This window comes from Gemmatimonadetes bacterium SCN 70-22, from assembly GCA_001724275.1.
GTDB lineage: Bacteria > Gemmatimonadota > Gemmatimonadetes > Gemmatimonadales > Gemmatimonadaceae > SCN-70-22.
In genome coordinates, this window is record MEDZ01000004.1 from 30,575 (window position 1) to 55,273 (window position 24,699).

Below are 24,699 nucleotides of genomic sequence, written 5' to 3' on the forward strand. Positions count from 1 at the left end.
AGGAGCCCGACGGGGCGCGGCAGGTCGTCCGGGGCGCCGAAGCCGATCATCGGCGCGCCTCCCAGACGGCCACGGCGCGCCGGAGGAGTCCGTCCAGCTCGCCTAACGGGAGCATGTTGGGCCCGTCGCTCGGGGCGTGGGCCGGGTCGGGGTGGGTCTCGAGAAAGAGCCCGTCGGCCCCCGCAGCGATCGCCGCGAGCGTCAGCGGCGGGATGAACTCGCGCAACCCGCCGCTCGCCCCGCCCTCCCCCTTGCCTGGCTGCTGCACGCTGTGGGTCCCGTCGAAGATGACCGGCGTCCCGGTGGCGGCACGCATGCGGGGGAAGGCGCGCATGTCCACCACCAGGTCCCCGTAGCCGAAGAACGTGCCCCGTTCGGTGGTGGCGGTGCTGGAGATGCTGGAGATGCTGGAGATGCTGGCCGGGAGACGGGCGGCGGGGGCGACTCCGCCGCGTGGACGAGCGGCGTCCACCTTGGCCACCGCGCCCTTCATCCCCTCCGGGTGCATCCACTGCCCCTTCTTGATGTTCACCGGGCGCCCCGTGGCGCCGGCGGCCTCGAGGAGGTCGGTCTGCCGGCAGAGGAAGGCGGGGATCTGCAGGACGTCGACGACTTCGGCCACCGGGGCGCACTGCTCCGGGAGGTGGACGTCCGTCAGGACCGGGAGCCCGGTCGCCTCGCGCACCCGAGCGAGCTTGGCGAGCCCCTCCTCGATCCCGGGGCCGCGCGCGGCACCGGGGTTGGAGCGGTTGGCCTTGTCGAACGACGCCTTGAAGACGATCCCGCCCGGGACCAGCGGCGCCAGCTTTGCGAGCGCCTCGGCGACGCGGAGGTTGAGGGCGTCATCCTCCAGGACGCACGGCCCGGCGATGACGAAGAGTCGATCCGTCGGAAAGCCTGCGAACATGCTCAGTCCGCCGCCTCGACGAGGGCCTTGGGGGCGGGCACCACGTCCCGCTCCGTCGCACGCCGCCGCGTGACGGCGGCCGCGACGAAGGCGGCGAACAGCGGGTGCGGCCGCGTGGGACGCGATTGCAGCTCCGGGTGGAACTGGCACCCGAGGAACCACGGATGGTCGGCGACTTCGATGATCTCGACGAGCGAGCCATCGGGCGACAGCCCGCTCAGCCGCATCCCGTGCTCGACGAAGGCGTCGCGATAGGCGTTGGAGACCTCGTAGCGATGGCGGTGGCGCTCGCTGACCTCGGGGACGCCGTAGACCTCGGCCGCCATGGTGCCGCGCGCCAGGCGGCAGGGATAGGCCCCCAGGCGCATCGTCCCGCCCATGTCGGTCACGTGCTTCTGCTCCTCCATGAGCGCGATCACCGGGTTCGCGCACTCGGGGGCAAACTCGCTCGAGTGCGAATCGGGGAGCGCGAGGACGTGCCGGGCGAACTCGATGATGGCCACCTGCATCCCCAGGCAGATGCCGAAGAACGGGATGGGCAGCTCGCGCGCGGCGCGGATGGCCTCGACCATGCCGTCGACCCCGCGCACGCCGAAGCCGCCCGGGACCAGGAGACCGTGGAAGTCGGCCAGGAGCTCGCGGGCCTTGCCGGGCCCCGTGAACAGGTCGCTCGAGAGCCACGACAGCTCGACCCCGACGTCGTTCGCGATGCCGCCGTGGATCAGCGCCTCCTGCACGCTCTTGTAGCTGTCGACGAACTGCGTGTACTTGCCGACGACGGCGATGCGGACCCGGTCGTGGGGGGCGGTGACGCGCTGCACCATCTCGCGCCAGGCGGTGAGGTCGGGCTCGCGCCCGCTGAGGTTCAGGCGCTCCATGACCCGCTCGTCGAGCCCCTGCTCCGAGAACTCGAGCGGGATCTGGTAGATCGTCGGGACGTCGCGGCTCTCGATGACGTTGCCGAATTCCACGTTGCAGAAGAGCGCGATCTTGCGCTTGATGTCCTCCGACAGGGGGCGCTCGGTGCGGCAGATGAGGACATCGGGCTGGATGCCCAGCTCCATCAGCTCACGGACCGAGTGCTGCGTGGGCTTGGTCTTCACCTCGCCCGCTGCCGCGATGTAGGGGACGAGCGTGAGGTGGATGAACATCGCGTTCTGCTTCCCCACCTCCTGCCGGAACTGGCGGATGGCCTCGAGGAAGGGCTGGGACTCGATATCACCGACCGTGCCGCCGATCTCGACGATGACGACGTCGTTGCCCGGCGCCAGCCGCTTGATGTGCGACTTGATCTCGTCGGAGATGTGCGGGATGACCTGCACGGTGGAGCCGAGGTACTCGCCCCGGCGTTCCTTGGTGATGACGTTGAGGTAGATCCGCCCCGTCGTCACGTTGTTCAGCTGCGAGAGCGAGCGGTCGATGAACCGCTCGTAGTGCCCCAGGTCGAGGTCGGTCTCGGCCCCGTCGTCGGTGACGAAGACCTCGCCGTGCTGGAACGGCGACATCGTCCCCGGGTCGACGTTGAGGTACGGGTCGAACTTCATGATCGACACGCGCAGCCCGCGCTCGACGAGGAGGCGGCCCAACGACGCGGCGGCGATTCCCTTGCCCAGCGACGACACCACGCCGCCGGTCACGAAGATGTAGCGGGTGGCCTGGTTGGCCTGGGTCGGGTGCACGGGTGAGGACATCAGCTCCGTCCGGCGTAAAGGTCATTCCAGCGCGCGTTGGCGCGGGACAAGTCGTCTTCGGTATCCACGCCGCCGGGTGGCGGCTCGTCGATCGTCGCCACACCCATCAGCATGCCCGCGGCGAGCGGGCGCAGTTGCTCGAGGCGCTCGATGCGCTCCAGCGGGTGCTCGGGGAGCGCCACCCACGCGGCCAGCGCCTCGCGCGTGTAGGCGTAGATCCCGAGGTGCTGCCGCACGTGGCCGTCGCGCAGCGGGGCATCGCCCATCTCGCGCAGGAAGGGGATCGGCGCGCGCGAGAAATACAGCGCCCGCCCGTCGTCGGCGGCGACCACCTTGACCACGTTAGGCGTGCCGAGGATCGTCGCGTCGGCGCGCGTGGCGGCGGTGCCGAGCGGGAAGCGCGCCGTGGTCACCATCGACAACGCCCCCCGGACCGCCCCTTCCGGGACGAAGGGCTCGTCGCCCTGGACGTTGAGGATCACCTCGTGCCGGCCGAATTCCTCCTGCGCCACCGCCTCCGCGATCCGGTCGGTCCCCGACGGATGCGACGACGCCGTCAGGACCGCCCGCCCGCCCGCCGCGGTCACGGCGTCGGCGATCTCCGTCGAGTCGGTGGCCACCACCACGGCGTCGGCTACCCGCAAGGAAGACACGCGCTCCCAGACGCGGACGATGAGCGGGACCCCCCCGAGGAGACGAAGCGGCTTGCGCGGAAGGCGCGTGGCGCCAAGCCGGGCAGGAATGACAGCGAGGACCGAGGGGGGCGCGGAGGCGGCCGTGTTCGCAAAAGGCACGCCACCCAAGTTAACCCGCGCACGTGCCCTTTTCCAACAGCCGTGGTGGTATGCCGTGCGTCCCGCCACGGCGCGGCTGGGGGCCCCGCGCTCCCCGCTCCCACCGGCGCGTCAGCGCTCCGGCAGCAGCGTCCCGAGGAGCCGCAGGGCGTTCCCCCCCATGATCTTCGTCACCTGCGCGTCGGTGAGCCCCGCGGTGCGGAGCGCCTCGGCCACGACGCCCATCGCGCTCGCGTCGAACGGCGTCGTCGTGGCCCCGTCGAAGTCGGACCCGAGGGCGACGTGATCCTCGCCCGCGACCCGCACGGCATGGACGACCGCCCGGGCGAAGGCGGCCGGGGTGGGGTCGCAGATGGCGCCATCCCAGTAGCCGATCCCGACGATGCCCCCCGTCGCCGCGATGCGGGCGAGCTGGTCGTCCGACAGGTTGCGCGGCCCGGGACAGGTTCCCTGCACCCCGCCGTGCGACACGACCACGGGGCGGCGCGTCGTGGCCAGCACGTCGTCGACCAGCCGGGGTGAGGCGTGGGCGACATCGATGATCATCCCTAACGAGTCGATGCGCTGGACCACGGCCCGGCCGAACGGGGTGAGCCCGCCGTGGCTCACGCCATGCGCCGATCCTCCCACCTCGTTGTCGAAGAAATGGGTGAAGCCGAACATGCGGAAGCCGGCCGCCACCAGCGTGTCGAGGTTCTCGAGCTTCCCCTCCAGCGGGTGAAGGCCCTCGGTCGCCAGGATCCCGCCGATCGTCGCCTGTCCGCCCCGCCGGTCCGCGAGCAGCCGGGCCAGGTCGTCGCGCGTCCGGATGATCCGGAGCTCGGGAAGCCCATCCCGGGAGCGGAGTGACCGCGCCGCCGCGTCCTGCAGGCGGTGCGCCTGCCACAACGCACGCTCCCGCAGCGAGAACCAGGCGCGGACCGGGTAGCGCTCCGTGATGGCCAACAGCGTGATGTTGTCGGTTTCCGCCGTGTTGCGCTCGTAGTTGATCCCGCGCGGCGTCTTGGTCACGACCGAGAAGACCTGCAGCGCGACGTGCCCCTCGCGCAGCCGCGGGAGGTCGACGTGGCCGTGGTCGTGGCGCGTGAGGAGGTCCCGCGGCCAGAGGAGGGCGTCCGCGTGCAGGTCGACCACGTCGATGCCGGCGAGGAGCGATTCGGCGGCGGGAGAGGCACGGTACGGCCCCGGCGCGGTGACCTTGTTCATCGACCGGTCGGCCATGTCGGCCGCGAAGAGCATCGCGAGCACCACTGCCGCCACCGCCAGCGCAGCCGTGGCCAGGAGGAGGCGTCGGAGCATGTGGCGGTGTCGGGCTGAGGGTCTCGTCAGGCAGCGCGCGCGCGCTGGTGGAACGCGGTCGCGAGCGCCAGGAAATTGCGCAGGATCGCCAGTCCACCCTGCGTGAGGATCGACTCGGGGTGGAACTGGACCCCCCACACCGGATGCACGCGATGCCGCAGCGCGTGCACCTCGTCCGGGAGGTCGGAAGCCTCGGCGATGACCTCGAGGTCGGGGGGGAGCGACGCACGCTCCACGACGAGCGAGTGGTAGCGCATGACCTCGAGCGGCGACGGGAGCCCCTCGAAGAGCCCTGTCCCGTCGTGCGTGACGAACGACGTCTTGCCGTGCATCACGCGGGACGCGCGGACGACGCGGGCGCCGTATGCCTCGCCGATGGACTGGTGGCCGAGGCAGACTCCCAGGAGCGGGACCCGAGCGCCCAGCGCCCGGATCAGCGGGACGCTGATGCCGGCCTCGCTCGGTGTGCACGGTCCCGGGGAGATCACGATCGCCCGGGGCGCCATCGCGCGCACCTCCTCGACCGTGACGGCGTCGTTGCGGTGCACCACGAGCTCTTCACCCAGCTCGCCGAAGTACTGCACGAGGTTGTAGGTGAAGCTGTCGTAGTTGTCGATGACGAGGAGCACGCGCCAGGTGGGGAGATGGGATTGGGAAGAACGCCGTGTCACCCTCGCGGATGATACTGCTTGTGCACGCTCCGGAGGTAGTCGCGGCTCACGTGCGTGTAGACCTGCGTGGTCGAGATGTCGGCATGCCCCAGCATCTCCTGCACGGCGCGCAGGTCCGCGCCGCCCTCGAGGAGGTGGGTGGCGAACGAATGGCGTAGCGTGTGCGGCGAGACATGCTTCTCGATCCCCGCCGCCTCCACGTGCTTGCGCAGGATCTTCCACGCCCCCATGCGCGAGAGCGCTTCCCCGCGCGCATTGAGGAAGAGGATCCCTTTCCCCTGGCCGCGCTCGAGCTTCGGGCGCAGTTCGCGAAGATACAGGGCGAGCGCCCCGATCGCCGGGCGCCCCACCGGGACGAGCCGCGCCTTTCCCCCCTTCCCGAACACGCGCACGAGCCCCTCGTCGAGGATGGCGTCCTTCACGTGCAGGGTGATCCACTCGCCCACGCGCAGCCCCGCCCCGTAGGCGAGTTCCAGCATGGCGCGGTCGCGAAAGCAAAGGGGGTCGTCGAGCGACGGGGCGCCGAGGATCCGGGCCACCTCCTCGACCGTGAGAACGTCGGGGAGCTCGCGCCAGCGCCGCGGCATCTCCAGCCGATCGCTCGGGTCCGCCGTGGCGAGTCCTTCGCCCACGAGGAAGCGGAAATAGGTCCGAACGGCCGCGACGTTGCGACGGATGGAAGAGCCGGCGAGGCCGAGGTCCTTGAGGTGATAGACGAAGTCGCGGAGCGCGCGGGCGTCGATGGCCCCCGGCGTCCTGCGACCCTTGGATACGGCGAAGGCGGCGAGTCGCGCCACGTCGCGGCCGTATGCCTCGCGGGTGCGCTCCGCCGCGCCCTGCTCGAGCGAGAGGAAGTCGTCGAATCGCTCGAGGTGGAAGGCACGCGCCAGCTCGTCGGGGAGCGGCAGGGAGCTCATGACGCGCGGCGCCGGCGTCGCCACCAGATGGCCAGGGCGGCGGTCACGAGCGCGACCGCGATGACACCGCTCCACATGCCGAGCGCCGAGACCCGCGCCACGAGCGCCTCCCAGTTGTTCCCCGTGGTGAAGGCGAGCCAAGTGATGGCGCCGTACCAGGTGGCCGAGGCGAGGCTGATGGCGAGCGTCAGCTCGAGCAGCGGAAAGTGAAGCGCGCCCGCCATCGGGGGGACGAGGGCGCGCACTGCGGGGAGGAACCGACTCACGAAGAGGGCGAACGGGCCGTATCGGGCGTGCCAGGCGGCGAGCCGCGCCTCGTTTTGGCCCGCGGCACCGAGGTGGAACTGGCGATCGATCCATTGGCGCCCCAGGCGGCGGCCCAGCCAGTACATGAACAGCGCCCCGGCCACGTTCCCCCCCCAGACGGCGAGGAAGGCGGGCCATGGGGAGTGGTCGCCCCGGGCGGCGAGGAAGCCGCCGAAGGCGACGAGGACGTCGGCGGGGATGGGGGGAAAGATGTTCTCGACGGCGGCCAGCACCGCCATGGCGCCCAGGAGCGTAGTCGGCGGAAGGGCCGAGAGCCAGTCGAGCAGCGCCTGCAGCTGCGGCACGGCGACTCAGCCGTCGAGCGGCGCCAGCGTGGTCACGGCGAGGCAGGCGAGCCCTTCTCCGCGGCCGATCCACCCCATGCCCTCATTGGTCTTGCCCTTGACGCTGACGGCCCCGGGATCCAGCTGCAACGCCTGGCCCAGCCGTACGCGGATGCGCTCCCGATGCGGGCCGATCCTGGGGCGCTCGGCGATGACGGTCACGTCGGCGCTGGCGACCCGCCAGCCCAACGCGCGCACGCGCGCCAGCGCGGCCTGCAGCATCTCCACCGAATCGCGTCCGCGGTTGGCGGGGTCGGTATCGGCGAACATCTCCCCGATGTCGCCCGCCGCCGCGGCGCCCAGGACGGCGTCGGTGAGGGCGTGGCAGATGGCGTCGCCGTCGGAGTGCCCGGCGAGGTGCACGTCCGCGGGGATGTCGACGCCGCCGAGGCGCATCGGCCCCCCGGGGGCGAAGCGGTGCGAGTCGTAGCCGATCCCGGTGCGCGAGGTCACGCCCGGGTCACGCCGCGGCCGGCGAGTCGACCGGGATGATGGAATAGTCCTGGCGCCGCCGCGCGGGGACGAACCCGGCGTCGCGGATGAGGCGCTCGAGCTCGTCGGTCGTGGTGCGGTGGGTCGTGTTGGCCGCCGAGACCACGTTCTCCTCGATCATGAGGGAGCCGAAGTCGTTGCACCCGAAGGTCAGCGCCAGCTGTCCCACCTTCATCCCCATCGTGACCCAGCTGGCCTGGAGGTTGGGGACGTTGTCGAGGACGACGCGCGCGATGGCGACGGTGCGCAGGTACTCGACGGCGTCCGACTTCGGCATGTGCGACATCTCGGGGGTGTTCTCCGGCTGCAGCGGCCAGGTGATGAAGGCGGTGAAGCCTCCCGTCCGGCGCTGGACCTCGCGGACGCGCTCGAGGTGCTCCAGGCGCTCCGCGAGCGTCTCGCCGATGCCGTACATCATCGTGACCGAGGTCTTCATCCCCTCGTTATGCGCCAGCTCCATGATCTCCAGCCAGCGGTCGGCCCCGGCCTTCTTCGGGGCGACGATGTCGCGCACCCGCTGGACCAGGATCTCGCCGCCGCCGCCGGGGATGGAGTCGAGTCCCGCTTTTTGCAGCTCGCGGATGACGTCGACCGCCTCCATGCGGAACGTCTTGGAGAAGAAATCGACCTCGCTGGGGCTGAAGCCGTGCACGTGGATGGGGTGGTACGTCTTGATGTACCGCAGGAGGTCGAGGTACCACTCGAACGGGATGTAGGGGTTGTGCCCACCCTGGATCAGGATCTGCACCCCGCCCAGCGCCTTGGTCTCCTCGATCTTCTCCCCGATCTGCTCGAACGACAGCGTGTATCCCTCGCCGTGCTTGGGGCGGCGATAGAAGGCGCAGAAGCCGCAGTCGGCCACGCAGACGTTCGTGTAGTTGATGTTCCGGTCGACGATGTAGGTGACCGTGTCGTACGGGTGCTTCTCGCGCCGGATCCGGTCGGCCTCGAGGCCGAGTTCGAGGAGCGGGGCGTTGGTGTAGAAATCCAGGAGGTCGCGCGTCATGGCAATCGCGGCTAGGCGGCGGGGAGGAAGGCAAGGGTCCCGTTGGGGACGCGCCCTGCGGCGACGAGGCGGCGGAAGAACTCGGTGAGGCCCGCGAGGTGCTCGTACCCGAGGCCGTAGTCCAGCCCGGCGAAGTACTCGACGCACGCATCGCGGCTCACGCCGGTCACGTGCGCCGCCTGATCGGCGAGCTCGTCCAGGTGCAACAGCCCCCAGTCCCGGGACGCGATGAGCGACGCATGCGCGCCCAGCGACGCCGCCACCGGGGTCGTGCGCTGCGCGACCCAGACGGCGAAGACGAAGGGGAGCCCCGTCCACGCCTTCCACTCGAGCCCGAGGTCGTACACGTACGGATACGCCGAGGCGCCACCGTCGCGGCTCGCGCTCCCCAGGATCAGCGCGGCATCGCCGATGACGAGGCGCGCCTCGTGCTCCTCGTCGGCGAACCGGGCAATGTCGGCCAACTCGCTGTTGCCGGGAACGAACTCGGGGCGCACGTGCCAGACGTGCTCGCACAGCAGCTCGGTCAGGGCCACGCTGGTCATGGAGCTGCGCGACACGATGACCCGGCGCCCGCCGAGCTCGGGGGCGGGACGCCTGGAGAAGAGCATCACCGAGCGCACGGGCCCGTCGCACGAGATGGCGAGGTCGGGGAGCAGGAGGTAGCGCCGCGAGTCGCGCGCGTACTCCACCGCCGAGACGACGCTGACGTCGAGCGTGCCCGCCGCCATCCGCGCGTTCAGGGCGCTGGGAATCCCGTCCACCAGCGTCCCTTCGAGCGGGACGATCCCACGATCGATCGCCCCGTACACCGGGTAGCAGTTGATGTACGGAATGCGCCCGATGCGCATGTCAGGCCGCCTCGGCTCCTGCCGCGGAAGGCGCGCCCGCCGTCGGCGCATCGAAGCGGCGCAGGATCCGGTAGAAGGAGTCGCGCTCGGCGGGCACCTTCCCCGCCCCGCGGATCAGCGCCAGCAGGGCATCGAGCGACATCCCCTGGGGCGTCGTGGCGCCGACCGCATGGTAGATCTTCTCCCGCACCACCGTCCCCTCCAGGTCGTTCACGCCGAACGAGAGCGACGCCTGCGACAGGAAGGGGGTGACCATGATCCAGTGCGACTTGATGTGCTGGAAGTTGTCGAGGAAGAGCCGTCCGACCGCGAGGTTGCGGAGGTCGTCGTACCCCGTCGATGCCACTCCCTGCCGACCGAGCTTCCGGCCGAGCTCGTTGTCGTCGGGGTGGTACGCCAGCGGAATGTAGGCCAGGAAGCCCCCGGTCTCGTCTTGCAGCTGGCGCAGCATCGCCAGGTGCTCCACGCGATCGGCCATCGTCTCGACGTGACCGTACAGCATCGTGCAATTCGAGCGGATCCCGAGCTCGTGCGCGGCGCGGTGGACGCCGATGAAGTCGGCCCCGCCCAGCTTCTTGTCGGCGATCTGCTCGCGCACGGCGGCGCTGAACGTCTCGGCGCCCCCGCCGGGCAGCGTGTCGAGGCCGGCTTCGCGCAGCGCGATCAGGACGTCGCGCCACGACATCTTCTCGATCCGCGCGATGTGCGCGATCTCCACCGCCGTGAGCGCCTTGATGTGCACGTGCGGCAGCTCGCGCTTCAGCAGGCGGAACATCTCCGTGTAGTACGCGAGCCCCGCCTTCATGTCGAGGCCGCCCACGATGTGGAACTCGCGGGTCATGCCATCGCGCGCCCGCTCGGCCTCGGCCATCACCTGTTCCATCGTGTAGCGGAACGCGCCGTCTTCCTTCGGAAGCCGCGCGTAGCCGCAGAAGACGCAGGTCTTCCGCAGCACGCAGACGTTGGTGGGGTTGATGTGCTGGTTCGAGGCGAAGGTGACCAGGTCACCGTTCCGGGCGCGGTTGACCGCATCGGCCATCGCCCCCACGCCGAGCAGGTCGGGCGTCTCGAAGAGGGTGAGGGCATCGCGCTCCGTCAGTCGTTCGCCCGCCGCCAGCTTGTCGGCGATCGGCAGGAGCGCGGGGTCGCGCAGGAAGCGGCGGGGGACGTCGACGGCAACCGACACGTGTTACTCCAGGTAGCGCCGGATGGCCAGGGCCACGTTGTGCCCGCCAAACCCGGACGAGTTGCTGATGGCGACGTTCACCTCACGCTGCTGCGGCACGTTCGGCGTGACGTTGAGGTCGCACTCCGGATCCTGCTCGAAGACGTTGATCGTCGGCGGGATCGTGTTGTGCTGGATCGCGAGGGTGCTGAAGATGAACTCCACCCCCCCGGCCGCCCCCAGCATGTGACCCGTCATGCTCTTGGTCGAGCTGACATTCAGCGCGTCGGCGTGGGCGCCGAACACCGCGCGAATGCCACGAATCTCGTTCGGGTCGTTGAGCGGCGTCGACGTGCCGTGGGCATTGATGTACTGCACGTCGGCGGGGGCAAGGCCGCCGTCGCGCAGTGCCCGCCGCATGGCCCGTTGCAGCCCCTCGTGGTTCTCGGGCTGGCCGGTCATGTGATAGGCGTCTCCGGTGGCGCCATAGCCCACCAGCTCCGCGTAGATCCGCGCGCCGCGCCGCCGCGCGTGCTCCAGTTCCTCGAGCACGACCACCCCCGCCCCCTCACCCATCACGAAGCCGTCACGCCCCTTGTCGAACGGACGCGACGCGGTGGCGGGGTCGTCGTTGCGCTCCGAGAGCGCTGTCATGTTCGCGAAGCCGCCGATCGACATCGGCGTGACCGCCGCCTCGGAGCCCCCGGTGATCATGACGTTGGCGTCGCCGTACTGGATGGTGCGGAAGGCGTCGCCGATGGCATGCGCGCTCGTGGCGCAGGCCGACACCGTGGCGTAGTTCGGCCCCTTCGCGCCGAAGTGCATCGACACGATCCCCGCCGCCATGTCGGAGATGAACATCGGGATGAAGAACGGCGAGATCTTGCTCGGCCCCCGCTCCCGGTAGAGATCGTGCTGTTCCTCGAACACCTTGAGGCCGCCGATCCCGCTCCCGATGATCACGCCGGCCTCTTCCGGCTCGAACCCGCCGTCACCGAGCCCGGCATCGGCCATCGCCTGGACCGAAGCCGCCAGCGCGAACTGGGTGTACACGTCCGCGCGCTTGGCTTCCTTGCGATCCATGTAGGCCAGCGGGTCGAATCCCTTCACTTCGCAGGCAAAGCGCACCTTGAAGTCCTTGGGATCGAACCTGGTGATCGGACCGGCCCCCGACGTGCCCGCGAGCAGCGCGCGCCACGCCGACGCCACGTCGTTCCCTACCGGCGTGACGGCACCGAGGCCGGTGACGACGACTCGACGCCGCATTACGCGCTGACCTTCTCCTTGAGGTAGCCGAGCGCATCTCCAACGGTGCGCAGCTTCTCGGCATCCTCATCGGGAATGTCGATGTTGAACTCCTTCTCGAACTCCATCACGAGCTCGACGATATCGAGGCTGTCCGCGCCAAGGTCCTCGATGAAGCTGGCCTCGTTCGTGAGCTTCTCGCGCTCGACTCCCAGCTCCTTCTCGATGATGTCTTTGACCTTCTCGCTCAGGTCGGCCATGACCGGGTCCTCTCCGTAAGTACGTGGGTGAATTTGGGTCGAGAAAAGATAAGCAATGTTCGTGGTGTGCTACATCACCAGCCCGCCATCCACCACCAGGACCTGCCCCGTGATGTAGCCGGCACGGTCCGAGGCCAGGAAGGTCACCACGTTGGCGACGTCTTCCGGCGTTCCGAGTCGCTCCAGCGGGATCTGCTGGCTCATCGCCTGCCGCGCCTCGGGGGTCATGGCGGTGGTCATGTCGGTCTCGATGAACCCCGGCGCCACCACGTTGGCCAGGATGCCGCGCGAGGCGAATTCCTTGGCCACCGACTTGGTGAGCCCGATGAGCCCCGCCTTGCTGGCCGCGTAATTGCTCTGCCCCTTGTTGCCAATGAGCCCGACGACGCTCGAGATGTTGATGATCCTCCCCCAGCGACGCTTCATCATGCCGCGCGTGGCGGCCCGAGTGGTGGCGAATGCGCCGCGCAAGTTGGCGTTGATCACGGCGTCCCAGTCCTCGTCCTTCAGGCGGAGCATGATGTTGTCGCGCGTGAGACCGGCGTTGTTGACGAGGATGTCGATGCCGCCGAACGCCTGCTCGACCTCCTCGACGAGCGCCGTCACCTGGCTCACCTCGCTCACGTCGCAGGCGAACCCCTGCGCCCCGCCCCCGATTTCCGCGGCCACCGCTTCCGCGCGCCCCTTGTCGCGTCCGACGATCGCGACGCGCGCCCCCGCGGTGGCGAGCGACTCGGCGATCGCGCGGCCGATGCCGCGCGTGCTTCCGGTGACCAGCGCATTCCTACCCGTGAGGTCGATCCGCATCACGCTACCTTGGCAAGGAGTTGTTCCACGTCCGCCGTCGTCCCGCACGACGCGGTCGCCACCCCCGGTGCGATCTTGCGCACGAGTCCCGTGAGGACGCTGCCGGGGCCGAGCTCGACGAACAGCGCGTCCGGGTAGTCGCGGGCCATCCGCTCCACGAGCTCCGTCCACCGCACCGGGGACGTGAGCTGCTCGACGCACAGGCGCGCCGCGGTCGCCGCGTCGGTCACCGCGTCGGCGGTGACGTTGGCGTAGACGGGAACTCGGGGAGGAGCAAAGCCGGCGCTGGCGATCGCGGCGGCGAGCCCGTCGCGTGCCGGGGCCATGAGCGGCGAGTGGAATGCGCCGCTCACGTTGAGGCGCATCGCACGCTTGGCGCCCGCCTCCTTGCACAGCACCATGGCGCGCTCGACGCCGGCCACCTCGCCCGAGATGACGACCTGGCCGGGGCAATTGTAGTTGGCCGGGACGACCAGCCCGCCATCGGGGTCGGCGGAGGCGCGGGCACACAGCGCGTCGATCGATTCGGCGAGATCGCCGAGGATCGCGGCCATCGCCCCCGGTCGCTCGGTCCCGGTTGCCTGCATGAGCTCCCCGCGCGCGCGCACGAGCCGGACGGCGTCCTTCAGGGAGAGCGCGCCGACGGCGTGGTAGGCCGTGAACTCACCCAGGGAGTGTCCGGCGGCGGCGCGGACGCGTCCGCCGACGGCGTCGCGCACCACCGCCCAGGCAGCGGCCCCGTGCGCCAGGAGTGCCGGCTGCGCGTTACGCGTGAGCGTCAGCGTGTCGGCCGGCCCGTCGAAGCAAAGCGTGGAGAGCGCCTCGCCGAGCGCGTCGTCGGCAGAGGCGAAGACCTCCCGGGCAGCGGGAAAGGCCTCGACGAGGTCCTTTCCCATGCCCGGCTTCTGCGATCCCTGCCCGGGAAACATCAGGACGACGTCCATGTGACTCCTAGAAGCGGATGACCAGCGACGCCCAGGTGAACCCGGCGCCGAAGGCGACGAGGAGGACGTTCATCCCTTCCTTGATGCGCCCGGAGGCGAGCGCCTCCTCGAGGGCGATCGGCACGGAGGCGGAGGAGGTGTTGCCGTAGCGATCCACGTTCACGAAGACCTTCTCCATCGGGATGCCGGCGTGCTTGGCCGTCGCCTCGATGATGCGAATGTTGGCCTGGTGCGGGATCATGAGGTCGATGTCGGCGCCGGTCAGCTTGGCGCCGTCCAGCGCGCGGTCGGCGGCTTCGGACATCGATCGCACGGCGTGCTTGAACACTTCTCGCCCCTCCATCTTCACGTAGAAGGAGCGGTCCTGCAGCACCTGCTCGTCGAACGGGTGCGCGGCGCCGCCCGTGGGGCGATACAGCAGCTCGGCGAGGGTGCCGTCCGAGCGCATGAAGGTCGAGAGAATCCCCTTGCCGTGGCGCGACCGCTTGAGGATCGCAGCGCCGGCGCCATCGCCGAAGAGGACGCAGGTGGAGCGGTCCCTCCAGTCGACGATGGACGTGAGCTTCTCGGTCCCGACCACCAGCGCGGTCTCCGCAGCGCCGCTCTGCAGGAGCCCTTCGGCCACGATGAGGCCGTAGAGGAAGCTCGAGCAGGCCGCCATGACGTCGAAGGCGGCGGCGCGGGTGGCGCCCAGTTCGGCCTGGAGGTCGACCGCGGTCGATGGCAGGAGGCGATCCGGCGAAGCGGTCCCGAGGACGATCACGTCGATTTCGCCCGCCGTGACTCCCGCGCGCTCCATGGCGATGCGCGCCGCGGCAGCCGACATCGTGCGGTTCGTTTCGTCGGGGGCGGCGATATGGCGCTCGCGGATTCCCGTGCGCTGCACGATCCACGCGTCGTCCGTCTCGAGCCCGAGCTTGGCGAACTCGGCGTTGGTCATGACCCGGGGCGGGGCGTACTTGCCGACCCCGGCCAGGTAGGCGACGGGGCGCTTCACGCCGCCGATCCCGTCTGCTCGCTCTCGGCGAGGCGGCGTCCGATGTGATCGTTCATGCGCGTCTCCACCGCTCGCAGGCCGACCTTGATGGCGTTCATGATGGCGCGCGGGCTGGACTTGCCGTGCGAGATGATCGACACGCCCCGGACGCCCAGCAGCGGGGCCCCTCCTTGTTCCGAGTAGTCGAGCTGCTTGAAGGCGCCGGCCAGCTGCTCCTTGGACAGTCCGGCGTGACGAGCCACCATGCTGATCAGGGTGGGGGCCACCGCCTCGTAGAACTTGAGGAGGGCGTTGCCCACGAAGCCGTCGCAGACCACGACGTCGATGGGGCCGCGGTCGCTCCCGCCCACCGGGAGGTCGCGCCCCTCGACATTTCCCTGGAAGTTGAGCCCCGACCGCCGCAGGAGTTGGTGCGCCTCCTTCACGGCGGCGCTCCCCTTCTCCGGCTCCTCGCCGATGCTCAGGAGCCCGATGACGGGGTTGGTGCGTCCGAGGATGTCCTCGGCGTACACGGCCCCGAGCCTGGCGAACTGCACCAGCTCTTGCGCCGAGCAGTCCACGTTGGCCCCGGAGTCGACGACGACGACCGGCTGGCGGGCGGTCGGAAAGACCGTGCTGATCGCGGGGCGCGAGAGCCCCGGGTGGAGGCGCAGGATGAGGGAGGAGATCGCCATCTGCGCCCCGGTGTTGCCGGACGAGACGAAGGCGTCGGACGCGCCCTGCGCCTGCAGCTTGAGCCCGACGTGCATGGAGCTGTTGGGCTTGCCGCGAATGGCGGCCGACGGCTTGTCGGTCATGCCGATGACCTCTGACGCCTCGACGATGTCGAGGCGATCGAGGTGGGGGGCGAGGTGGGCATGGGCGCCCGCCAGCGCCTCGTCGAGCGCCTGGCGAATGACGCCAGGGAGGCCGACGAGCTGGATGCGATGCGAGGAATCGAGGTCCGCGAGGGCGAGCAGCGCCCCGGCGACGGGAGCGGAGGGGGCGAAGTCGCCCCCCATCGCGTCAAGCGCGATGCGCGCCAAGGTTACGCTTCCTGTGCTTCGACTCGCTGTTCACCCGCGTAGTACCCGCACTCCGCGCACACGCGGTGGGGGCGCTTCATGCTCCCGCAGCGCGGGCAGCTCTGGATGGCGATCGCCGGGGCGACCTTGTGCGTGTTGCGCGCCCGCTTTCTGCGCTTGGAGGTACGTCGCTTGGGGACGGCCATGGGACTATCGTCTCAGAAGAAGTGATTCCGCCTAACGCGCCGGCTCGTCCTGCGAGCGCAGCGCATCCCAGCGGGGGTCGTGCGTCGGCGCGCAGCTGCACGCGCCGAGGTTCAGGTCGGCTCCGCACTTGGGACACAACCCCTTGCAGTCCTCGCGGCAGGTCACGAGCGCGGGAACGGCCAGCAGCCATTGCTCCCGTACGGCCGGACGGAGGTCCAGGGTGTAGTCTCGTGCGTCGATCGGGTACACGTCGGGGTCATCGCTATCCTCGCCCCCCGGCTCGGCGAACAGGAGGTGCACCTCGTCGGCGACTGGTGTCGCGACGGCGGTAAGGCATCTCCGGCACTCGTCATGCGCCGTCCCCGCGAAGTGGCCGCTGAAGTAGAACCGCCCCGTCCCGGCGCTCGAGAGACGCCCCGTGACGTGGACTCCATTCGTCGGCCGCGCATCGCCTTCCTGCCATACGGCATCGTCGCCGGCCAGGACGCCATCGACCTGTGCCGCGTGCGATTCGAGAGACCGGAGGTCAAAGGACAGCATAGCCCGGCAATTTAGACCTGCCGGGCTAGCGTATCAAGTGGCGATGGCCGTGGAACTTACGCCGCCTTACAGGAGCTCCGACTCGGCGAAGAAGAACCGGGCCTCGCGCGAGGCGTTCTCGTCCGAGTCGGACGCGTGGATCGCGTTCCGCTCCTTCGACTCCGCGTAGAGCTTCCGGACCGTCCCCTCGGCCGCCTCGGCGGGATCCGTGGCCCCGATGACCCGGCGGAGTTCGCTCACGGCGTCGGTGCGCTCCAGCACGAGCGGCATGCACTTCCCGGACGTCATGAATGTCACCAGCGACCGGAAGAACGGACGCTCCCGGTGAACTCCGTAGAACTCTTCGGTCTGCGCCGTCGAGAGGTGCAGCACCCGGGCGGCGACGACCTTGAAGCCGGCCCCCTCGAGGTGCGCGATGATCTTCCCTGCCTTGCCGGCGCCGAAGGCGTCGGGCTTCACGATGGTCAGCGTGCGATTTCCAGACATGGTTCTGCGAGAAGACGAGAGGACGAGCAGACGAGAAGACGAGAGGACGAGAAGACGAGAAGACGAGAGGACGAGGCGTTGCCACGGGGGCCGGTTTCCGGCGGGCGTGGTCCGCTCTCGTCTCCCCGCCTACCAAGCGTCGGCGAACTTGCGTCAGTTGAGTCGGGCCTTGACGAGCTCCACGAAGTCCATCGGGCGCTTGGCGACGCCCATGCCGGCCTCCAGGAACGCCTGGATCTTCTCCGCGGCGGTTCCGGCGGAGCCGGAGATGATGGCGCCGGCATGCCCCATCCGGCGCCCCGGCGGAGCGGTCTGGCCGGCGATGAAGCCGACGACGGGCTTGGTCATGTGCCGCTTCACGAACTCGGCGGCCTCCTGCTCGTCGGTTCCGCCGATCTCGCCCATCATGCACACCACCTTCGTGGCCGGGTCCTTCTCGAACGCCTCGAGTGCGTCGATGAAGTTGGTCCCGTTGATCGGGTCACCGCCAATGCCCACGCAGGTCGTCTGGCCAATGCCGGCGCGGGTCAGCTGGTAGACGACCTCGTACGTCAGGGTCCCCGAGCGCGACACCACGCCGACCGGCCCAGGCGTGCAGATGCGCCCCGGAATGATGCCGACCTTGGACTCGCCGGGCGTGATGAGCCCGGGGCAATTGGGGCCGAGGAGTCGCACCCCCCGCTCCTTCACGAAGGGGTAGACCCGCGTCATGTCGAGGACCGGGACGCCCTCGGTGATGGCGACGATGAGCTCGACCCCGGCGTCGGCCGCCTCGATGATCGCGTCGGCCGCGAACGGCGGCGGAACGTAGATGACCGACGTGTTGGCGCCGGTTGCCTGCACCGCATCGGCTACCGTGTTGTAGACCGGGACGGTGCCCTCGAACGTCTGTCCGCCCTTGCCTGGCGTGACGCCGGCGACGACGCGCGTGCCGTACTCGATCATCTGCTTCGTGTGGAACGAGCCGTCGCGCCCGGTGATCCCCTGCACGAGGAGGGTCGTGTCCTTCCCGATGAAGACGCTCACGCGGCCTGCCCTCCGGTTGCGAGTTCGACCGCCTTCTTCACCGCCTCGTCCATGTCGCTGGAGGCCGAGAAACCGTTCGCGGTCAGGATCTTCATCGCGATCTCCTCGTTGGTGCCGGTGAGGCGGATGACGATCGGCACCTTGAGTGGATTCTCCTTCGTGGCCGTCACGATGCCGTTGGCGACGTCGTCGGTACGCGTGATGCCGCCGAATATGTTGAACAGGATCGCCTTGACGCTGGGATCGGCCGTGATGATGCGCAGCGCGTTCACCACCTTTTCCGGGTTGGAGGAGCCGCCGATGTCGAGGAAGTTGGCGGGATCGCCGCCGTAGTACTTGACCAGGTCCATCGTGGCCATCGCGAGCCCCGCGCCGTTGACCACGCACCCGACATTGCCGTCGAGCTTGATGAAGGTGAGGTTCGCGTTGCGCGCCAGCACCTCGCTCGGGGCCTCGGCGCTCTCGTCGCGCAGCGCCGCGATGGCGGGACGGCGATCGAGCTCGTTGTCGTCGATGACCATCTTGGCGTCGACGGCGATGACGTCACCGGCCGGTGTCACCACCAGCGGGTTGATCTCGGCGAGCGAGCAGCCGCTCTGCATGAACGCCGTGTAGAGCTGCCCCATGATCCGGGCGGCGGCGCGCGCCTTGGCGAGGTCGTCGTACAGGAAGAACCCCAGGCGCATCGCCTGGAACGGCATGAGGCCGTAACGCGTGTCGATGGGAAGCTTGAGGATCTTGTCGGGGGTCGTGGCGGCGACCTCCTCGATGTCGATCCCGCCTGCCGGGCTCACCATGAAGACCGGCTTCTTGCTCGCGCGGTCGAGGATGATCCCGACGTAGGCCTCGCTCGCGATGTCGGCGGCCTCGGTCACCAGGACCTTCTGCACCGTGAGCCCCTTGATCTGCATGCCAAGGATGGCTTGCGCCTTCTCGCGCGCCTCGCCCGGCGTCTTCGCGAGCTTGACTCCCCCGGCCTTGCCGCGACCGCCGGCATGCACCTGTGCCTTGACCACCACCATCTTGCCGATGCGGCGGGCGATCGCCTCGGCTTCGTCAGGCGTGGTGGCGGTCTCTCCGGGCGGGATCGGCACGCCGACCGCGCGAAGGATCTCCTTCGCCTGGTATTCGTGAATGTTCACGCGTTCTCCGACGTTGTGGACGCTGCCGCCGATGGGGGACGTCCCGGCCTGCTGCGAGGGAGCGGCGGCTCACCCTCACGATGCCGCGCGGCGCCCCGGGCGCGCGCGAATTGCGCCGCTGCACAGGCGCAGCCGCGCAAGCTACGGGGCCTCACGGACGGGTTCAAGGTTTTGCCGGGGTCGCGCGCAACAGGCGACCCAACGCATCGTAGGCACTGCCGAAGGCGCCAAGGTCGCCGCGCGCCAGCGCTTCCCGCATCTCGGCGTACAGCGCTTCCACGCGGGCGCGGAACTCCGTTGGCGTCAACGGCGCGCTGGGAACGGTCGGCACCGGGAGTCCGGCCGCGGCCGCGATCGTCACCCCAGTTCGCACGGTGTCACCAATCGCAACCGCCACCAGCCGAACCACCGGGCTGCCGTCGCTCCGGCGGGCATACGCCGTCTGAAGAAAGGCCGCACCGCCGGCGTACGGGATGACGCGCACCGGCCCGCGCACGAGGGGGGCTTCGCGCGCGGCGCCTCCCTGGGAGGCCGAGTCGATGGCACGATGCAGCTTGTCGACGATCGTCCCCCAGCGGGGCCCGAGCCGAGGGGCCGCCTCCCAGCGGACGTCATAGTCGGCACCACCGCTGGCGACGACCACACCCCGCACACGATCCGCGCCGTCGAGGACGGGATAGGCGATGGACAGCTTCCCGCTGAGCGGGTCGACGAAGGGGGGCACGCCGCCGCCCGCGAAGGTCGTGTCTCCTCCCGGTTGCAGGGGGAGATGCGACGGCGGGGCATTCTCGCCGCGCGTCCCCACGCGGGCGAAGATCCGTGCGTGCAGCTGCGCCCCCTCGGGAGGCGGGACGACCTGGTCCGTCAGTTCCCGGTCGAGCGCCGAGGCCGCGACGAAGAGGCGCGGAAAGCGCCGCATCCACGACGTCGTGATCGGATCGGGCGCCGGATCGGCGATGGCGAAGACTCGCCCGGTATGGGCACTGACGATGGCGACGCCCGCATGCTGGAAGTAACGCGCCTCCTCGCCCAGGACACGCACCGGGTCGCTGAGCGGGTAGAACGCCGAGGCCGCATACAGGGGAACGCTCCAGAAGAGCGAATCGCGATGGATGATGGGCGAGACGCTTCCTCCCTGCAGGAAGAAGGGGAAGATGCGTCGCACGCGGCGCCGCACGTCGCGGATCATCACGAGGCGCCCGCCGTCGCGGGCCGCATCGGCCCCGAGGAGCTGTGGATCCTGGAGGCGCCAGGCGTGGGCGAGTCGCGCGCCGAAGTCGTCGAGCCGGGGCGCCGCGACGCTGCCTGTCGAGTCGCGCACCAGGCGATAACCCGGAGCTGCGTCGAGGACCAGGACGGGGGGGAGCGGGAGCTCGCCGCCCCGGCCGCCGTCGCTGACGGGATCGCCCTGGTCGGTCACCATGTCCGCCTCGACGCGCACCGCGCTCCACGGCGCCGGCGTTGCGGCGGCATCGGCGCCCATCGGCTCCTCGACGATGATCGACTGCAGGCGCCCCGCCCGTCCATCCCAGCCGAGCGAGGCGTGCTGCATCCCTCCGCGCCGCTCGCGCGCCACGGCACGCGTGAGCGCAGGAGAATCCCACAGCGCCGCGCCGCGGAGCGACTCTCGAACGCTGCCCTGATCCCCGAGCGTGTCCGGCCGCACCACGCGATCGACCGCGTAGGCGCGACGGGTATAGGCGGCACGCGTCTTCAGGTACGGGGCGTCGCGCAGCTCCTGGTCGACCGGCGTCAGGTACCGCTCGGCCACGGCCGGGAGCAGCTGGCGGAGGGAGAGCGCCAGCAGGAGGGCGGCGCTCACCGCCGCGAAGGCGATGCGGAACTGACCCACCCACCCCGACCAGAGCAGGAGCATGGCCGCGGCCACGGTGCCCAGCGCCAGGGCGAGGCTCGCGGGAATGCCGACTCGATGGTCGATGGCGTTGAACGTTCCCTGTGCCCCGCTCCCCTCGAGGAGGAGCCGGTAGGCGTCGAGGCGATAGCTCCACGCAAGGATCACCAGCAGTGCCGCGCCGAGGGCGAAGAAATGCCGGCGCACGTATGCCGTGATGCGCAGTCGCCCCCCTTCCCATCGCAGGCTCGGCGTGAGCGCATACAGGCACGTCACCACGAACGTGACGGCGAGGACGGCGATGAGCGACCACAGGTGGAACTCGGCTTCGAGCGGGAGCCAATACACCCAGAAGGCGAGGTCGAACTGGAAGTACGGGTCGCTCTCGCGAAACGCTTCTCCGTGCCGCACGAGGTCGACGGAGGCCCAGTCGCCGTGCGGGAGGGCCAGGAGGAGCCCCAGCGCGAGGGAGAGGGCGACGACCGCGACATCGAGGTAGCGCCCCGGGACTTCCTCCCCGATTTCCAGGTTGCCGACGCGGCGCGGCAGGACGAGCGAGACGACGGAGTGCCTGACGGCGTACAGGTTGATGAAGACGAACGTCGCCCCGACGGCGAATGCCGACCCGCGAAGGATCACGAGGTCGATGGCGCGGGCACGCCACACGTCCGCCGCTCCGAGTGCGTCGAACCACAGGTAATCGACATACCATCCGGCCACCACGCGCCCGACCAGCAGGAGCGCGGCGACGGCCAGCGTTGCACCGAGGAGCCAGCGGCGCCCGCTCACGTCAGGGGGTCACGCCCTGTGAGCGAAGCCACCCTTCCATCTCGGCACGGATCGTCGCCAGGCGCTCCGGGGTGAGCGCCTCGTAGCGGGTGACCAGGATCGGTTGCGTGTTGCTGGCGCGGATCAAGCCCCACCCATCGCCGAACAGGACGCGAACGCCATCCACGTCGATCACGTCGTGCGTCGCCTTGAAGTGACGTGCGGCCGCCTCCACCAACGCGAACTTGCGGTCGTCACCGCATTCCACGCGAATCTCCGGCGTGGCGTGGAAGACCGGGACGTCGGCGAGGAGCTCGCGGACCGACTTGCCGCTGTCGGCCACGATGCGCAGCAGGCGCGCCGCACCGTACAGGGCATCGTCGTGGCCGTAGAACCCTTCGGCGAAGAACATGTGCCCCGACATCTCGCCGGCGACCGGTGCGTGCAGCGATTTCATCTTCTCCTTGATGAGGGAGTGTCCGGTCTTCCACATCACCGGGTCTCCCCCCGCCTTGCGGATCGCGTCGGGCAGTGCCTGCGAGCACTTCACGTCGAAGATGATCGGCTGCCCCGCCCCGGTGCGCGCCAGGACGTCGCGAGCGTAGAGGATGAGGACGTGATCGCCCCAGATGACGGTGCCGTCTCCGTCCACGACCCCGATGCGGTCCGCATCGCCGTCGAAGGCGATGCCGAGGTCGGCGCGCTCGTCGCGGACCGCCCTAATAAGGTCGTGCAAGTTCTCGACGACGGTCGGGTCGGGGTGGTGGTTCGGGAAGGTGCCGTCGCTCTCGCAGAAGATGTAACGTCCCTGCACCCCAAGCCGGGAAAACAGGGCCTCGGCCACCAGGGCCCCTGCCCCGTTCCCGGCGTCGACCACGACCTTGAGCGGGCGCGAGAGCCGTCCCGTCCGGGCGACCACGTCGTCGATGTACGGGGCGATCACCTCGGCGCGGCGGACCGTGCCGGTCCCGCTCGGGAACGTTCCCGCCCGGATGAACGAGAGGAGTCCCTGGATCCCGGCACCGTGGAGCGAGTCGCTCCCCACACACAGCTTGAACCCGTTGTACTCGGGGGGGTTGTGGGATCCGGTGATCTGGATGCCCCCGATCACCGGGAGCTTGTGCAGGCTCCAGTACAGGAGCGGCGTGGGGACGACGCCGATGTCGACGACGTCGACGCCGGCGCCGGTGAGGCCGTGCACGAGGGCGTCGCGCAGCGAGGTGCCCGAGGGGCGGTTGTCTCGGCCGACGGCCACCGCGCCCCGGAGGTCATGGGCCGCCAGGTGCGCCGCGTAGGCCTGTCCGATCGCGAATGTCGCCTCGGCCGTCAGGTCGTGCCCGACGATGCCGCGAATGTCGTACTGCCTGAAGATCGCTGCGTCGATGGCCATGGGCGCGTGAAGGTGCCGTAAACGAGTCGGGGCCGCGTCGCGGCCCCGCTCAGGTCAGTGTCCGGGAAGCGCGGCCGTCCGCGAGTCGGCCGCGTCGGGCGCCGCCGCCCGGCCTAACGAGCTCGAGGCCTTGGCCAGCCGCACGACCGGGTTGGGATACACGCCGAACAGCAGGAGCAACGCCACCGAGCCGACGACGACGGCGCGCGTCAGCGCCGGCATCGCCGGAACGCTCGGCGCGTCGGGGGCGCGCTGCTTCATGAACATCACCATCACCACGTAGAGGTAATAGCCCGCGGAGATCGTCGACGTGAGGACGAGGAGGACGGCCAGTCGAACCTGCGGCGCGGGGGCCTGGATGGCGGCCTGCAAGACGTACCACTTGGCCAGGAAGCCCATCCCGCCGAACACCGGGAAGCCGAGGAGCGCGAGCATGAAGACCATCATCCCGATCGAGAGCCCCGGGTTGGAATGCCACAGCCCATGGAAGTCCTCGATGCGGTCGCCCGGCGCCCCCGACCGCCCCACCGCGATGATGACCGCGAAGGCCCCCATCGTCGCCAGCGTGTACGCCACCAGGTAGAAGAGGAACGCCGTGGCCGCCTGCGGCGTCCCGGCGGCGAGGGCCACGAGGATGAAGCCCGTGTGGGCGATGCTGGAGTAGGCCAGCATGCGCTTCAGGTTCTTCTGCTGCAGGGCGATGATGTTGCCGGCGAGCATCGTGACCGCAGCCAGCCACCAGACCGCCTTGTGCCACTCGGAGTACACGCCGGGGAAGGCCTCGAGCCAGACGCGCAGGAGGGCAGCGAAGGCGGCGGCCTTCACCCCGGCGGCCATGTAGGCCGAGATGGGGGTCGGCGCCCCCTCGTACACGTCGGGCGCCCACATGTGGAACGGCGCGGCCGCCAGCTTGAAGCCGAAGCCGATCAACAGGAGCGCGACGCCGACCAGGAGCATCGGCGACTTGGCGAGCCCCAGCGTCGTGATGCGCTCGCCAATCTCGGTCAGGTTGGTGGTCCCGGTGGCCCCGTACACGAGCGCGATGCCGTACAGCAGAAAGCCGGTCGCGAAGGCGCCAAGCAGGAAGTACTTCAGCGACCCTTCGGCGGAGCGGGGGTTCCGCCGGTCGAGCCCGGCCAGCACGTACACGGCGATCGACATCAGCTCGATGCCGAGGAAGAGGACCATGAGGTCGCGGGCCGCCGCCATGACCATCATCCCGCCGGTGGCGAAGATGGTGAGGACGTGCGCCTCGCCGGCAAGGATTCCCTCGCGCTCGTTGTAGTCCACCGCGAGCATGAGCGTGATGATGGCCGCCAGCAGGAAGAGCGCGTCGGCGGCCCAGCGGAAGCCGTCCACGGCAATCACGCCGTTCAACGCCGAGAGGCCGCGTGTGGCGGTGAAGGCGACCGTCCCGAGGACGATGACCGCGAGCCCGAGGGCGGCCATCCCCACGTTCCGCTGGCGGGCGGCGGATTCGGGCCCCCACGCGGCGACCAGCATCAGGATCATCGCGCCGCCCAGCAGGATGAGGTCCGGGCCGAGCGCCATCGTCAGCTGCGACGGGATCGAGAGATCGTATTGCATC

25 protein-coding genes are annotated in these 24,699 nt (G+C 69.8%); all 25 read right to left on the reverse strand.

The features are described 5' to 3' along the window. Positions 1-46: 46 nt before the first annotated feature. Entirely contained in the window at positions 47-907 is an 861-nt protein-coding gene (locus tag ABS52_03070) for a 3-deoxy-8-phosphooctulonate synthase (GenBank protein ODT04607.1), read from the reverse strand. 2 nt (positions 908-909) lie between these two features. Further along, positions 910-2,598 carry a CTP synthase gene (locus ABS52_03075; protein ID ODT04608.1) on the reverse strand — a complete coding sequence of 563 codons (1,689 nt, stop codon included), beginning with the start codon at positions 2,596-2,598 and terminating at the stop codon, positions 910-912. Further along, positions 2,598-3,392 carry a 3-deoxy-D-manno-octulosonate cytidylyltransferase gene (locus tag ABS52_03080; GenBank protein ID ODT04609.1) on the reverse strand — a complete coding sequence of 265 codons (795 nt, stop codon included), beginning with the start codon at positions 3,390-3,392 and terminating at the stop codon, positions 2,598-2,600. The genes ABS52_03075 and ABS52_03080 overlap by 1 nt, the downstream gene beginning before the upstream one ends. A 111-nt stretch (positions 3,393-3,503) precedes the next feature. Beyond that, complete coding sequence (locus ABS52_03085) at positions 3,504-4,691, reverse strand: peptidase M19 (protein ID ODT04610.1); 1,188 nt, start codon at positions 4,689-4,691, stop codon at positions 3,504-3,506. Positions 4,692-4,717: 26 nt separating this feature from the next. Beyond that, a complete protein-coding gene (locus ABS52_03090) occupies positions 4,718-5,320 on the reverse strand; it encodes an anthranilate/aminodeoxychorismate synthase component II (GenBank protein ID ODT04611.1) in 603 nt (200 codons plus the stop codon). A 38-nt stretch (positions 5,321-5,358) separates the two neighbouring features. Further along, positions 5,359-6,279, reverse strand: a complete 921-nt coding sequence (locus ABS52_03095) for a site-specific tyrosine recombinase XerD (protein ID ODT04797.1) — start codon at positions 6,277-6,279, stop codon at positions 5,359-5,361. Next, positions 6,276-6,890, reverse strand: a complete 615-nt coding sequence (locus ABS52_03100) for a hypothetical protein (GenBank protein ID ODT04612.1) — start codon at positions 6,888-6,890, stop codon at positions 6,276-6,278. The genes ABS52_03095 and ABS52_03100 overlap by 4 nt, the downstream gene beginning before the upstream one ends. Before the next feature lie 6 nt (positions 6,891-6,896). Then, a complete protein-coding gene (locus tag ABS52_03105) occupies positions 6,897-7,382 on the reverse strand; it encodes a 2-C-methyl-D-erythritol 2,4-cyclodiphosphate synthase (protein ODT04613.1) in 486 nt (161 codons plus the stop codon). A 7-nt stretch (positions 7,383-7,389) separates the two neighbouring features. Then, a complete protein-coding gene (locus tag ABS52_03110; GenBank protein ODT04614.1) occupies positions 7,390-8,427 on the reverse strand; it encodes a dehypoxanthine futalosine cyclase in 1,038 nt (345 codons plus the stop codon). An 11-nt stretch (positions 8,428-8,438) separates the two neighbouring features. Then, positions 8,439-9,278 (reverse strand): hypothetical protein, encoded by an 840-nt coding sequence (locus ABS52_03115; protein ODT04798.1) that lies wholly within the window; start codon positions 9,276-9,278, stop codon positions 8,439-8,441. A gap of 1 nt (position 9,279) precedes the next feature. Beyond that, the gene (locus ABS52_03120) at positions 9,280-10,431 is read right to left on the reverse strand and encodes a hypothetical protein (protein ID ODT04799.1); all 1,152 of its coding nucleotides are present in this window, start codon (positions 10,429-10,431) and stop codon (positions 9,280-9,282) included. 36 nt (positions 10,432-10,467) lie between these two features. Beyond that, a complete protein-coding gene (locus ABS52_03125) occupies positions 10,468-11,709 on the reverse strand; it encodes a beta-ketoacyl-[acyl-carrier-protein] synthase II (protein ID ODT04615.1) in 1,242 nt (413 codons plus the stop codon). Next, entirely contained in the window at positions 11,709-11,948 is a 240-nt protein-coding gene (locus ABS52_03130) for an acyl carrier protein (GenBank protein ID ODT04616.1), read from the reverse strand. The genes ABS52_03125 and ABS52_03130 overlap by 1 nt, the downstream gene beginning before the upstream one ends. Before the next feature lie 69 nt (positions 11,949-12,017). Continuing rightward, positions 12,018-12,749 carry a 3-oxoacyl-[acyl-carrier-protein] reductase gene (locus ABS52_03135; protein ODT04800.1) on the reverse strand — a complete coding sequence of 244 codons (732 nt, stop codon included), beginning with the start codon at positions 12,747-12,749 and terminating at the stop codon, positions 12,018-12,020. A 5-nt stretch (positions 12,750-12,754) separates the two neighbouring features. Beyond that, on the reverse strand, positions 12,755-13,699 hold the full coding sequence (locus tag ABS52_03140) for a [acyl-carrier-protein] S-malonyltransferase (protein ODT04617.1): 945 nt from the start codon (positions 13,697-13,699) through the stop codon (positions 12,755-12,757). A 7-nt stretch (positions 13,700-13,706) separates the two neighbouring features. Further along, positions 13,707-14,696, reverse strand: coding sequence for a 3-oxoacyl-ACP synthase (locus ABS52_03145; protein ODT04618.1), 990 nt, complete (start codon positions 14,694-14,696; stop codon positions 13,707-13,709). Further along, positions 14,693-15,697, reverse strand: coding sequence for a phosphate acyltransferase PlsX (locus tag ABS52_03150; protein ODT04801.1), 1,005 nt, complete (start codon positions 15,695-15,697; stop codon positions 14,693-14,695). The genes ABS52_03145 and ABS52_03150 overlap by 4 nt, the downstream gene beginning before the upstream one ends. Before the next feature lie 26 nt (positions 15,698-15,723). Then, entirely contained in the window at positions 15,724-15,906 is a 183-nt protein-coding gene (locus ABS52_03155) for a 50S ribosomal protein L32 (GenBank protein ID ODT04619.1), read from the reverse strand. Positions 15,907-15,937: 31 nt separating this feature from the next. After that, positions 15,938-16,447: a hypothetical protein gene (locus ABS52_03160; GenBank protein ID ODT04620.1), complete on the reverse strand. Its 510-nt coding sequence runs from the start codon at positions 16,445-16,447 to the stop codon at positions 15,938-15,940. Positions 16,448-16,513: 66 nt separating this feature from the next. Next, complete coding sequence (locus ABS52_03165) at positions 16,514-16,933, reverse strand: nucleoside-diphosphate kinase (GenBank protein ODT04621.1); 420 nt, start codon at positions 16,931-16,933, stop codon at positions 16,514-16,516. A 153-nt stretch (positions 16,934-17,086) separates the two neighbouring features. Beyond that, positions 17,087-17,959: a succinate--CoA ligase subunit alpha gene (locus ABS52_03170; protein ODT04622.1), complete on the reverse strand. Its 873-nt coding sequence runs from the start codon at positions 17,957-17,959 to the stop codon at positions 17,087-17,089. Further along, positions 17,956-19,101: a succinate--CoA ligase subunit beta gene (locus ABS52_03175; GenBank protein ID ODT04623.1), complete on the reverse strand. Its 1,146-nt coding sequence runs from the start codon at positions 19,099-19,101 to the stop codon at positions 17,956-17,958. Before ABS52_03175 ends, ABS52_03170 begins: the two co-directional genes overlap by 4 nt. Before the next feature lie 163 nt (positions 19,102-19,264). After that, positions 19,265-21,742, reverse strand: a complete 2,478-nt coding sequence (locus ABS52_03180) for a hypothetical protein (protein ID ODT04624.1) — start codon at positions 21,740-21,742, stop codon at positions 19,265-19,267. 1 nt (position 21,743) lies between these two features. Beyond that, positions 21,744-23,105: a phosphomannomutase gene (locus ABS52_03185; GenBank protein ODT04802.1), complete on the reverse strand. Its 1,362-nt coding sequence runs from the start codon at positions 23,103-23,105 to the stop codon at positions 21,744-21,746. A 60-nt stretch (positions 23,106-23,165) separates the two neighbouring features. Beyond that, on the reverse strand, positions 23,166-24,698 hold the full coding sequence (locus ABS52_03190) for a hypothetical protein (GenBank protein ID ODT04625.1): 1,533 nt from the start codon (positions 24,696-24,698) through the stop codon (positions 23,166-23,168). Position 24,699: the final 1 nt, after the last annotated feature.

Excerpts from the sequence above, each read along its gene's own strand:
- ABS52_03070 (ODT04607.1), bottom strand. The coding sequence starts at position 907 with ATGTTCGCAGGCTTTCCGACGGATCGACTCTTCGTCATCGCCGGGCCG.
- ABS52_03075 (ODT04608.1), bottom strand. The coding sequence starts at position 2,598 with ATGTCCTCACCCGTGCACCCGACCCAGGCCAACCAGGCCACCCGCTAC.
- ABS52_03085 (ODT04610.1), bottom strand. The coding sequence starts at position 4,691 with ATGCTCCGACGCCTCCTCCTGGCCACGGCTGCGCTGGCGGTGGCGGCA.
- ABS52_03095 (ODT04797.1), bottom strand. The coding sequence starts at position 6,279 with ATGAGCTCCCTGCCGCTCCCCGACGAGCTGGCGCGTGCCTTCCACCTC.
- ABS52_03110 (ODT04614.1), bottom strand. The coding sequence starts at position 8,427 with ATGACGCGCGACCTCCTGGATTTCTACACCAACGCCCCGCTCCTCGAA.
- ABS52_03115 (ODT04798.1), bottom strand. The coding sequence starts at position 9,278 with ATGCGCATCGGGCGCATTCCGTACATCAACTGCTACCCGGTGTACGGG.
- ABS52_03125 (ODT04615.1), bottom strand. The coding sequence starts at position 11,709 with ATGCGGCGTCGAGTCGTCGTCACCGGCCTCGGTGCCGTCACGCCGGTA.
- ABS52_03130 (ODT04616.1), bottom strand. The coding sequence starts at position 11,948 with ATGGCCGACCTGAGCGAGAAGGTCAAAGACATCATCGAGAAGGAGCTG.
- ABS52_03140 (ODT04617.1), bottom strand. The coding sequence starts at position 13,699 with ATGGACGTCGTCCTGATGTTTCCCGGGCAGGGATCGCAGAAGCCGGGC.
- ABS52_03150 (ODT04801.1), bottom strand. The coding sequence starts at position 15,697 with ATGGGGGGCGACTTCGCCCCCTCCGCTCCCGTCGCCGGGGCGCTGCTC.
- ABS52_03155 (ODT04619.1), bottom strand. The coding sequence starts at position 15,906 with ATGGCCGTCCCCAAGCGACGTACCTCCAAGCGCAGAAAGCGGGCGCGC.
- ABS52_03160 (ODT04620.1), bottom strand. The coding sequence starts at position 16,447 with ATGCTGTCCTTTGACCTCCGGTCTCTCGAATCGCACGCGGCACAGGTC.
- ABS52_03165 (ODT04621.1), bottom strand. The coding sequence starts at position 16,933 with ATGTCTGGAAATCGCACGCTGACCATCGTGAAGCCCGACGCCTTCGGC.
- ABS52_03190 (ODT04625.1), bottom strand. The coding sequence starts at position 24,698 with ATGCAATACGATCTCTCGATCCCGTCGCAGCTGACGATGGCGCTCGGC.